General features: G+C 61.5%; 11 protein-coding genes and 3 tRNA genes. 4 read left to right on the forward strand and 10 right to left on the reverse strand.

Annotation, left to right across the window (positions count from 1 at the left end; all coding sequences use genetic code 11):
* Window positions 1–13 precede the first annotated feature (13 nt).
* The 8 genes from K0U62_06340 to K0U62_06375 form a co-directional block, all read right to left on the reverse strand.
* The gene (locus tag K0U62_06340) at window positions 14–1,063 is read right to left on the reverse strand and encodes a UDP-N-acetylmuramate dehydrogenase (GenBank protein ID MCH9801140.1); all 1,050 of its coding nucleotides are present in this window, start codon (window positions 1,061–1,063) and stop codon (window positions 14–16) included.
* A 67-nt stretch (window positions 1,064–1,130) separates the two neighbouring features.
* Window positions 1,131–1,565 carry a dehydratase gene (locus K0U62_06345; protein ID MCH9801141.1) on the reverse strand — a complete coding sequence of 145 codons (435 nt, stop codon included), beginning with the start codon at window positions 1,563–1,565 and terminating at the stop codon, window positions 1,131–1,133.
* A complete protein-coding gene (locus K0U62_06350; GenBank protein ID MCH9801142.1) occupies window positions 1,562–2,011 on the reverse strand; it encodes a MaoC family dehydratase N-terminal domain-containing protein in 450 nt (149 codons plus the stop codon). Before K0U62_06350 ends, K0U62_06345 begins: the two co-directional genes overlap by 4 nt.
* Window positions 2,011–2,820, reverse strand: coding sequence for a glucose 1-dehydrogenase (locus K0U62_06355; GenBank protein ID MCH9801143.1), 810 nt, complete (start codon window positions 2,818–2,820; stop codon window positions 2,011–2,013). The genes K0U62_06350 and K0U62_06355 overlap by 1 nt, the downstream gene beginning before the upstream one ends.
* A gap of 73 nt (window positions 2,821–2,893) precedes the next feature.
* The gene (gene rpmG / locus K0U62_06360; GenBank protein ID MCH9801144.1) at window positions 2,894–3,061 is read right to left on the reverse strand and encodes a 50S ribosomal protein L33; all 168 of its coding nucleotides are present in this window, start codon (window positions 3,059–3,061) and stop codon (window positions 2,894–2,896) included.
* 31 nt (window positions 3,062–3,092) lie between these two features.
* Window positions 3,093–3,166: transfer RNA gene (locus K0U62_06365), tRNA-Met, on the reverse strand.
* A 90-nt stretch (window positions 3,167–3,256) separates the two neighbouring features.
* A tRNA-Thr gene (locus tag K0U62_06370) sits at window positions 3,257–3,332 on the reverse strand.
* A 71-nt stretch (window positions 3,333–3,403) separates the two neighbouring features.
* A tRNA-Tyr gene (locus K0U62_06375) sits at window positions 3,404–3,488 on the reverse strand.
* 189 nt (window positions 3,489–3,677) lie between these two features.
* Here K0U62_06375 and K0U62_06380 point away from each other — a divergent pair.
* The 3 genes from K0U62_06380 to K0U62_06390 all read left to right on the forward strand — a co-directional run bounded on the left by K0U62_06380 (window position 3,678) and on the right by K0U62_06390 (window position 7,286).
* Window positions 3,678–4,169 carry a YajQ family cyclic di-GMP-binding protein gene (locus tag K0U62_06380; protein MCH9801145.1) on the forward strand — a complete coding sequence of 164 codons (492 nt, stop codon included), beginning with the start codon at window positions 3,678–3,680 and terminating at the stop codon, window positions 4,167–4,169.
* 169 nt (window positions 4,170–4,338) lie between these two features.
* Complete coding sequence (locus K0U62_06385) at window positions 4,339–6,240, forward strand: 2-oxoacid:acceptor oxidoreductase subunit alpha (GenBank protein ID MCH9801146.1); 1,902 nt, start codon at window positions 4,339–4,341, stop codon at window positions 6,238–6,240.
* On the forward strand, window positions 6,237–7,286 hold the full coding sequence (locus tag K0U62_06390) for a 2-oxoacid:ferredoxin oxidoreductase subunit beta (GenBank protein ID MCH9801147.1): 1,050 nt from the start codon (window positions 6,237–6,239) through the stop codon (window positions 7,284–7,286). The genes K0U62_06385 and K0U62_06390 overlap by 4 nt, the downstream gene beginning before the upstream one ends.
* Here K0U62_06390 and K0U62_06395 read toward each other — a convergent pair whose 3' ends face one another.
* Window positions 7,287–8,411, reverse strand: coding sequence for a hypothetical protein (locus K0U62_06395; protein MCH9801148.1), 1,125 nt, complete (start codon window positions 8,409–8,411; stop codon window positions 7,287–7,289).
* A 96-nt stretch (window positions 8,412–8,507) separates the two neighbouring features.
* On the opposite strand from K0U62_06395, the gene K0U62_06400 reads away from it, so the two are divergent.
* Complete coding sequence (locus tag K0U62_06400; protein MCH9801149.1) at window positions 8,508–9,680, forward strand: acyl-CoA dehydrogenase family protein; 1,173 nt, start codon at window positions 8,508–8,510, stop codon at window positions 9,678–9,680.
* A 7-nt stretch (window positions 9,681–9,687) separates the two neighbouring features.
* Here K0U62_06400 and K0U62_06405 read toward each other — a convergent pair whose 3' ends face one another.
* Window positions 9,688–10,689, reverse strand: a complete 1,002-nt coding sequence (locus tag K0U62_06405; GenBank protein MCH9801150.1) for a polyprenyl synthetase family protein — start codon at window positions 10,687–10,689, stop codon at window positions 9,688–9,690.
* Between the last annotated feature and the right edge of the window lie 27 nt (window positions 10,690–10,716).

A 10,716-nucleotide genomic window follows, 5' to 3' on the forward strand; every position in this document is an offset into this window, starting at 1 on the left:
CGAGGCGGCTCGGCTAGAGCGAGCAGCCCACCAGCACCGGTTCGGGGACAAGTTCGATGTCGAACTGCCCCACCACACCATCACGTACCTGGCGGGCAAGCGCGATCACATCAGCCGCCGACGACTCACCACGGTTGGTAATGGCCAGCGTGTGTTTGCCGGACAGCCCCGCCGCTCCCAACCGATATCCCGGCTCGTAGCCGGACTCTTGGATCAGCCACGCGGCAGACGTCTTGTAGCGACCATCTCCCAGCGGGAACTTGGGCGCCGCTTCCGGCAACCTATCCACTACATCCCGATCCACAATCGGGTTGGTGAAAAACGAACCGACGCTCCAGGTATCTGGGTCAGCATCATCCAGCACCATGCCTTTGCGCCGTCGCAATGCCAACACTGCTTCTCTGACTTGCGGTAGCGGGGCACGATCGCCGATTCCCACCCCCAGTTGCAGCGCCAATTCGCTGTACTGAATCGGCTTCGACGTCGGCGAAGCCTCCCAGCGAAACTCCACTTCGAGCACCACATAGCGATCGGGATGCCGCTTGAACCAACTGTCGCGGTAGCCGAACTCACATTCTCGGCTGCTGAGCACCCGCTGTTCCCGCGCTACCCGGTCATAGACCCGCACCCGCTGCAGCGAATCGGCAACTTCTTGACCGTAGGCCCCCACATTTTGGATCGGCGTGGCTCCGGCGCTTCCGGGGATGCCAGCTAGGCATTCAACACCGGCCAGTTCGTGACCGACTGCCCAAAACACCACCGAGTCCCAGTCTTCTCCGGCAGCCACTCCCACAGTTCCGGCGCCGCAGGAGTCGGTCTTCGCAATGCCCTGAGTACGAATGAGTAGGACGGTTCCCGGCCAACCGTCGTCACTAATCACAACGTTGCTACCGCCACCCAAGACCAGCAGGGGTTCACCCGCCGCGTCGGCAGCCGCAACTGCCGCGACTACTTGCTCGTCAGTATCGGCAACGACGAGGTTGCCGGCTCGGCCCCCCACTCGCAACGTCGTGTGCGCTGCCAGCGAGTCACTGGCGAAGGTCGCGTTGGCCGACTGCGTCATCCGTACATCGTAGAGCCGCCGGCCCACGACGGCATCCAACTGTCGGGGAGCGACCGGTAACCGCCCGTCACAACTGCGCGATGGCCTCGGCGCGATCAAGAACAATCGCCTCATCGGCGTCGTCAATGACAGCTACCAACTCGATTCGAACTTGCCGGTCCGGCAACTTCGCCGCAACCGCTGCCGTAACTCGGATTTCGGTCCCCACATCGTCATCCGGGATAGGCACCGGTCGAACAAACCGGCCGGACAGCGAAGTGATCGCTCCGGGGTCCCCCACCCACTCGGTAACTACCCGGGCCGCAACCGCCATCGTGAGCATTCCGTGAGCAATCACGTTCGGCAGCTCCACCGACGTGGCGATGCGCTCACTCCAATGGATGGGGTTGAAGTCACCGCTTGCGCCCGCGTACATGATCAAGTCCAGCCGACGCAGCGGCAGCCGTAGTCCTGGCAGCGGATCGCCTTCCGCGACGTCGTCGTAGTCAATCAGCGCACTCATACCGCAGTCCCCCGCGACACGATCACCTCTCGGGTGGTCACCACCAGCTCCCCAGTCACCGTCTCCACTCGGCACTCGGTAGTGAGCAACTCGTTAATCCCTTTTACTTCAATAGCTGCGATTCGCGCCTGCACCACCAGTTCATCGCCAGCGGTGACCGGCCGAACGTAGTCAAAGGACTGCTCGCCGTGAACCACTTGACCGTAGTGCAATCCCAAATCGGGATCGAGCACTGCAGTAGTCATCGCGCGCATTGTCAACGTGAAGGGATAGGTGGGTGGTGCGATCAGATCACGATGTCCTAGTTCCCGTGCGGCATCAACGTTGTGGTAGGCCGGATTGAGGTCGCCAATGGCGGCGGCGTAGTCACGAATATGCTCCCTACCCACCTGATACGCCGGTGTGGTCGGGTATTCCTTGCCCAGATAACTGTGGTCCAGCGGCATCACATACCGCCCAACTGCCCCCCGGAAACCGGAATCGTGACTCCCGAAACAAAGTCGGAATCAGGTGAGGCGAGAAATGCGGTCACATTGGCGATGTCTTCTGGTTCACCCAGCCGCCCTAGCGAAATAATTGCTCGCGCCATATCTCGCATTTGGTCGGGGATACCGTAGGTTTCGCCTTCTTTCTTGGCAGCAGTGAGCCTAGTTTCTACGAAACCGGGCGCCACTGCATTTACGTTGATACCGAACGGCCCCAGTTCTCGCGCCAAGGTCTTGGTCACTGCAATCAGCGCACCCTTAGCCGCGGTGTAGTTGAACTGACCGGGGTTACCCATCAAGGCCGCAACGCTGGAAGTAAAGACCACCTTTCGGTGGTAGGCAGGCCGACCTTGCTCGGCAATCTCGCGCTTGGCCACCTCGCGTAACTGAGGCATGGCCGCCAGCGTGGTGTGGTACGCGGTGCGCAAGTTGGTATCCAGCACGAAGTCGAACAAATCATCGTCCATGCCGTGAAACATTTTGTCGCGGGTGGTGCCCGCGTTATTCACCACAATGTCGAGTTGGCCAAACTCGGCGACGGCATCCGCAACGAGTTGCTCGGCAGCCGCTAGCTCGACGGTGTTTGCGGTGTGTGACATCGCTCGGCCGCCCTCGGCAGTCACCAAGTCAGCGGTTTCGTTGGCAGGCTCAGCGTCGATGTCATTGACCACGACAGCCGCACCATCGCGGGCGAGTCGTAATGCTGTCGCGCGGCCAATACCCCGGCCAGCACCGGTAACTATTGCTACCCGATTGTCGAGTCGCCCCACAGTTGCCTCCTCGGTCCCCTTCCGAACCTAGCGGGAGGACGGCGTCGAGGCAGGGGTGGATGACAACTTAGCGTCAGCGAGTCTCGCGGTGCAGGGTGCTGGAGTTACAGCGCCGGCAGAACTTCTTGACCTCTAGTCGATCAGGATCGTTGCGGCGGTTCTTCTTGGTGATGTAGTTGCGTTCCTTGCAATCCACACACGCCATGGTGATCTTGGGACGCACATCGCTCGATTTGGCCATCTGACTGCCTTTCTGCTTCGGTCAGTTGCGGTAGCGGAGGCGGGACTTGAACCCACGACACAGCGATTATGAGCCGCTTGCTCTACCTGACTGAGCTACTCCGCCTGATAGCAACGACTCCCCAGCGGGGTCGCAGCCACCCGTTCTGCTGTTATGTGCCGCGGTTGCGACACGCACCTGTTGCACTGGGCAACATGGAGCCCCGATAGGGAATCGAACCCTAGACCTTCTCCTTACCATGGAGACGCTCTGCCGACTGAGCTATCGGGGCGGGCGACAGCCAGAGTACTACGACTGGGGTAGCAATCCACAACTGCAGCAGTCCAGCATCGACTGGACGGTTGGTGGCGGGTAGTGGATTCGAACCACTGAAGGCAGAGCCGGCAGATTTACAGTCTGCTCCCTTTGGCCGCTCGGGCAACCCGCCGTGGGCGACTCCTCACTGTAGCGTCCCACCGGTTTCGGAGGAACAGTGGCCGCAACTGGGCGCCTCGCTTTCCACGGGGGTGGTGGCTGCACTGAAGGCCTCGCGACTGCCAGAATAGGCGGCAGGGCGCGCTCGGACTCGCTGGCGAACCCCGCTGGGAACCGACCCGGGGAAGGACGAGGAGGGACTATGGCCGACAGTAGCTTCGACATTGTGTCCAAAGTAGACACCCAAGAACTGGACAACGCCGTCAATCAAACAGCGAAGGAACTGCGGCAGCGTTGGGATTTCAAGAACACCGGCGCCCAGATCGAGGCGGGTGAAGGCACCGCCGTCGCGCTGCAGGCGAGTACCGAAGATCGAGTTCTCGCTGCTCTTGAGGTGTTCAAAGACAAACTGATCAAGCGCGGAATCAGTTTGAAGGCCTTGGAAGCTGGCGAGCCGCGATTGTCGGGCAAGGAGTATCACCTCGCTGCGACCCTGCAGTCCGGTCTCACTTCTGAACAAGCAAAGAAGCTCGCCAAACTGATCCGCGATGAGGGGCCTAAAGGCGTCAAGACGCAGATTCAAGGCGATGAGTTGCGGGTTTCGGGCAAGAAAAGGGACCATTTGCAGGAGGTGATCTCGCTGGTGAAGGGCGAAGATCTCGACTTCGCAGTGCAGTTCACCAACTACCGCTAACCACTGCGACTGCCGTCCGGTGATCCGGCCCCGGACCTAGTTTCCTGTCCGACTGTTACCTCGCTAGGACTAATATCACCGAATTCGGGTGATTCCCGGCTCGGAGCATGGCTATTCATAGGGCACAATTACGTCATCCCGTCCCGGGCCCTGACCAAACGAGGAACGCGTGGTGAAAAAGACCGAGCGCAGGAGCGACGTAGTCATCAGATTCGCTGGGGATTCCGGCGATGGCATGCAGCTGACTGGTGACCGGTTCACCTCAGCGACCGCGTCATTCGGCAACGACCTATCCACCCTGCCGGACTTTCCGGCTGAGATTCGCGCACCAGCCGGCACCCTGCCCGGCGTCTCGGCCTTCCAGATCCACTTTGCCGATCACGACATCATGACCCCAGGCGACGCACCGGACGTCCTGGTGGCTATGAACCCCGCTGCGCTCAAAGCCAACCTCCATGACCTCGTTCGTGGCGGGACCGTCATCGTCAACACCGATGAGTTCAGCAAGCGCGCCATCCAGAAAGTCGGGTACGAGTCCGACCCGCTGACCGACGGCTCCTTGGACGCCTTCACAGTGCACCCGATTCCGCTCACATCGCTGACGGTCGGAGCGCTGGCTGACTTCGACGTCACCAAGAAGGAGGCGGAGCGAGCCAAAAACATGTTCGCGCTTGGGCTGTTGTCCTGGCTCTACAGCCGCCCGGTCGATCAGACCCGGGCCTTCCTGACTGAGAAGTTCGGCCGCAAGCCGGAAATTTTGGCAGCCAACCTAGCCGCGCTGGAAGCTGGCTGGTCGTTCGGGGAAACTACCGAGGCATTTGCCGTCCAGTACGAAGTCGGCAAGGCCGCACTGCCCGCAGGTGTCTACCGCAACATCACTGGCAACTTGGCTCTCTCCTACGGCCTAGTAGCCGCCGCGCAGCGCAGCGGTCTGGGGATGTTCCTCGGCAGCTACCCCATCACGCCTGCGTCGGACATTCTGCACGAGCTCAGTCGTCACAAGCGGTTCGGTATCACCACCTTCCAGGCGGAAGACGAGATTGCCGGTATCGGTGCCGCGCTGGGCGCATCCTATGGCGGCGCTATCGGCGTCACCACCACCAGCGGCCCCGGCCTCGCCTTGAAGTCCGAAACGCTGGGCTTGGCAGTCGCGCTGGAGTTACCGCTGCTGGTGATCGACGTGCAACGGGGCGGACCCTCCACCGGTCTGCCGACCAAGACCGAACAGTCAGACCTGCTGCAGGCAATGTTCGGCCGCAACGGCGAGGCCCCGGTGCCGATCGTTGCCCCCCGCTCCCCTGGCGATTGCTTCTACGCCGCCATCGAGGCGGTTCGCATCGCCACTACTTACCGCACCCCGGTGCTGTTGCTGTCTGACGGTTACTTGGCCAACGGAGCCGAGCCGTGGCGACTGCCCGACCTGACGGCACTACCCGATCTGAGCGTCACTTTCGCCAGCGAGCCGAACGACACCGACGACAACGGCGAGCCGGTCTTCCAGCCGTTCTTGCGTGACCCGGATACGTTGGCCCGGCCATGGGCGGTGCCAGGTACACCGGGCTTGGAGCACCGTATCGGCGGCATCGAAAAGGCTGACGTCACCGGCGCGATCTCCTACGACCCTGACAACCACGACCACATGGTGCGTACCCGGCAGGCCAAGGTGGACGGGATCGCCGCCAGTATTGACCCGCTAGCGGTCGACGACCCGACGGGCGAAGCCGACGTCTTGGTGTTGGGCTGGGGCTCTACCTACGGACCGATTTCGGCGGCTTGCCGAAAGATTCGCGAGGAAGGCCACCACGTGGCTCAGGCGCATCTCCGCCACCTGAATCCGTTCCCGGCTAATACCGGTGAAGTGCTGCGCCGGTACCGGCGAGTCATCATCCCCGAGATGAACCTCGGCCAGTTGGCGATGCTGATCAGAGCCAAGTACCTGGTAGATGCACAGCCATACAACCAAGTGCGCGGACTGCCGTTCCGTTCCGAGGAACTCGCGGACGTGATTCGCGCTGAAATGTCCGATCCCGGGACCGGGATCTCCACCCTGACCGAGGAGAGCTTGGCATGACCACTTCGGAACTGCCCGCCCTGTCGCTGATCCCCAAGACTGATGAGCCGCAGAAGGCTAAAGACTTCAAGAGCGACCAAGAGGTCCGCTGGTGCCCCGGCTGTGGCGACTACGCCATCCTGGCAGCCGTCCAGGGCTTCCTACCCAGCCTGGGGCTGCGTCGGGAGAATATCGTGTTCGTGTCCGGAATCGGTTGCTCCAGCCGGTTCCCGTACTACATGAACACCTACGGGATGCACTCGATCCATGGCCGCGCACCAGCCATCGCCACCGGACTTTCTGTCTCGCGACCGGATCTGTCGGTCTGGGTGATCACCGGTGACGGTGATGCATTATCGATTGGTGGCAACCACCTGATGCACGCCCTGCGGCGTAACGTGAATCTGAAGATTCTGCTGTTCAATAACCGCATTTATGGTCTGACCAAGGGCCAGTACTCCCCCACGTCGGAGTCCGGAAAGATCACTAAGTCGACGCCGCATGGTTCGCTGGATCACCCGTTCAATCCGGTGTCGCTGGCGCTGGGGGCAGAGGCCACCTTCGTCGCTCGCACTATCGATTCCGACCGCAAGCACTTAACTGAGGTACTCGCCGCCGCAGCCGCTCACGAGGGCTCTGCGCTGGTGGAGATCTACCAGAACTGCAACATCTTCAACGATGGCGCTTTCGAAGCGGTCAAGAGTCCACAAACTCGCGACAGCCATCTCATCCGACTTCAACACGGTGAGCCGATCCGGTTCGGCGAGAACGACGAACGAGCCGTGGTACGCGACACCGATGGTCAGATTCGGGCGATGTCCGGAGCCCCCGACGCCGACGTACTGATCCACGATGCCCATGCTGAGGATCCCGGGGTGGCATTCGCGCTGTCCCGGCTGGCCGACTACGAGACGCTGGACCGGACCGCCATCGGGGTGTTCCGGGACGTCCAACGGCCGTCCTACGATCGGCTGGCTCGCCAGCAGATGGCCGCAGCCGGCGACCCGGCAGACTCCGCTGACTTGGAAAAACTGCTGGCCGGCCCGGACACCTGGACCGTCGCCTAGTCAGCGTTCCAGTCGCAAGAAGCGACGGGCACGCTTGCTCGTGGCGGGCTGCCTTTCTTTCAACTTTTGCACCTTGCCACGCAGCCGGTCGATCTTGCGTTGCTGCTCTTCCTCACGGTCGAGTGATCGCCCCAGTAGTGCCGCTAGCATGCCAGCAGCCAGATCTACCGGGATCAGCTCCGATTCCGGTGCCGCGGGGGAATCTGGTCCCGTTCCCCGCCACAGTAATTCTGGATCCCCGATCACCTGACTGCGGGAACTGCGCAGCAACTCCACGACATCACGTTGTCGCCTCTCCACTTCGCCGCGCACGGATTCAGGTAGTGCCAATTTGGCTTCGTCCGGAAGCGGCTGGCGTTCTTCGATAATCCGGGCATACACCCCGCGGCGAACCCACTGGATTTGCTGTTTCGCCGTGATCCCGAGATCTGCCGCTCGTCGATTCAGCGCGAGGGCCAGGTCCGATTCGGGACCAGTCATGGATCGGTTTGCCCGATCAGGTGTGACCAATGTGCCACTGCTGATGCCGGCCGCACGTTCGAAGCCGCGTAGCAGGATGTCTGGATCCCTAGGATCTGGAACTAGGATTACGACGCGATCTTCGCCGACAACCTCTTGCCAGAGTTGAATAAGTGCCAAATGATCAACGGATTGCCAAGACACATGGTCTCGGCCGCTCCGAAATAGATCGTCAGTCCATGGCGCGAGTTCCGCCGCGGTCCCACACTTCACATGCTGTTGCCAGAGGCTGGGAATGATAGTGGCGAGCGGTCGCAGCGTAATCAGTATCCGTACCGGACCACCCAACTCGGCGACAAGTTCTGGAGCCAGCTGTCGATCCGCCCGATCAAGATACTCACTGCTGATAATCGCTGGTTGGTCGCTCTCAACTATTTCGGCGATTAGCTGCTGCCAGAGTTCGGGGGAACCATCCACTCGTTGCCGAGTAGCTTGGTAGTGGTTGGCGGCAGTACCCGGGTACAGAATCGACTGCGCAGCCAACTTTGGTCGCGCGGCGGCCAAGCTATGTTGCAGCGCCGTGGTGCCGGTCTTGTGCGGGCCGATGTGCATCAGCACACCGCCGTCATCCCACCAGGGTTCGGAGCTCGCGGTCTCATCGGGCACAACCCCATCCTAGCCAGCCAGCTAGTTCGGCTGGCATTGCCGACCACTTCAGCAATGCTGCTGTTTTCCGGCGGCAACGGGACCTAGAGTCGAAGCATGAACCCGGAGTTCAGCACTGCGGAGCGCGTTGCGCTCGCGGAAACAGTACGTAAGTTCACCGCTGAGCAGATCGCACCGCAGCTAGCCGACTGGGAATCTACGGGTGACATACCCACCGAACTGCACAAGCGCGCCGCTGACCTCGGCATCCTCGGTATTGGCTTCCCTGAATCACTTGGCGGCTCCGGCGGCGACACTGTGGACAGTCTGATCGTGGTGGAGTCGATCCTGGCCGCTGGCGGTTCGGGCGGAATCGTGGCAGGACTACTCACCCATGGCATTGCCACCCCTCACATTGTGGATGAGGCGCAACGACGACGCGATGTTGGAGACACAGCAGAAGCGGAACTGCTGGAGCGGGAATTTATTGCTCCGGTCCTGGCTGGGGAACGGATCGCAGCGCTGGGAGTGACTGAGCCAGACGGCGGCTCTGATGTTGCGCAACTACGCACTCGGGCCGTCCGAGACGGTGATGACTACCTGATCACTGGAGCCAAGACCTACATCACCTCGGCCGCACGCGCTGATCATGTTGTGGTGGCCGCCCGCACTGGCGATCAGGGGGCCGGCGGTATTTCACTGCTCGTGGTTCCCACTGACTCTCCCGGGTTCACCGTGGTCCGTCGGCTGGACAAGATGGGGTGGCGCTGCAGCGACACCGCTGAGCTATCCCTTGACAACGTCCGAGTGCCAGCGACCCACCTGCTCGGTGCCGAACGAGGCTTCGCCTCCCTCGCGCACCATTTCGTCGCGGAACGACTCACACTGGCAGCCACTGGGTACGCCACCGGTCAGCGTTGCTTGGATCTGGCTCGAGAGTGGACTGGCCAACGAGAAACTTTTGGCCGGCCGCTGGTATCCCGACAGGTGGTTCGCCACACCCTCGCCGAAATGCATCGACAAGTAGATACCGCTCGGGTCTACACCCGAGCGGTGGCAGCGGACCATGCAGCTGGCCGCGATGGCACCTTGGCCGCCGTCATGGCAAAACAAACTGGGGTGGCGGCGGGCGAATACGCTGCCGACCGAGCCGTGCAACTCTTCGGCGGTGCGGGATACATGACCGGCACCGAAGTGGAGATGCACTATCGCGATGTTCGAATTTTGGGGATCGGCGGCGGGTCCACCGAGGTAATGATTGACCTCGCGACCCGGCTACTCGATCTGTAGCACCGCGCTAGCCGGTGCGTTCGACCACGTAGTCACACATTTGCCGCAACGCTGCTGTTGCCGGGATTTGCGGCAAGGAATCCAAACAGCCGGCTGCCTCTCGCGCCCAACGCGTGGCCTCACTGCGTGCTTGGTCAATGGCCGGGTGACTACGCAGCAGGGCGAGTGCCTCCGTGTGTTCATCATCATCAGGCAACGGGCGTGTCAGCAAATCCTGCAACCGATCCGAAGGTTCACCAGCAAGCGCCAACAACGCAGTCAGCGTGGGCACTCCCTCACGCAGATCCGTACCCGGTGTTTTGCCGGACGAACTAGTTTCGCTGGTGAGATCCACCAAGTCGTCCGCCAGTTGGAAAGCCACACCGATTCGTTCCCCAAACCGGGTCAGCGCGTCCACTTCGGCCTCGGCGGCTCCAGACAGCATCGATCCGAATCGAGCGGAAGTGGCGATCAGACTTCCGGTCTTATCGGCCAGTACCCCGATGTGATGGTCGACTGCCGACGCGTCATCGGCTGGCCCCACCGTCTCACGAATCTGCCCCACACACAGCCGCTCGAAAGTCCGTGCTTGCAGTCGGACTGCCTCGGGCCCTAAATCGGCCAAAATGTCGGAGGCGCGGGCGAAGAGGAAGTCTCCGGTGAGAATGGCAATCGCGTTTCCCCACCGCTGATTTGCCGACTCCGCGCCTCGGCGTCGGGTGGCCTCGTCCATGACATCGTCGTGGTACAGCGTGGCTAAGTGCGTCAGTTCTACTACCGCAGCAGCCGGGATAACTCCCGGCGCTGCCGGATCACCATATTCGGCGGCCAGCAGGACCAGCAACGGGCGAAAACGCTTGCCGCCAGCACGCACCAAGTGCTGGGAGGCACCAGTTACGAAGTCATCGCTGCTTTTGACCGCATCGTCCAAGCGGGCTTCTACCGACGCCAACCCTTCGAGCAGCCGCGATTCCAGCTGATCGTCAGCCACGTTGAAGCCCAACGTCACTGTCGTCGCAAAACCCGCCATGACTAAAGCCTAATACCAACTGCCGAA

This window comes from Actinomycetes bacterium (assembly GCA_022599915.1).
Classification (GTDB): domain Bacteria; phylum Actinomycetota; class Actinomycetes; order S36-B12.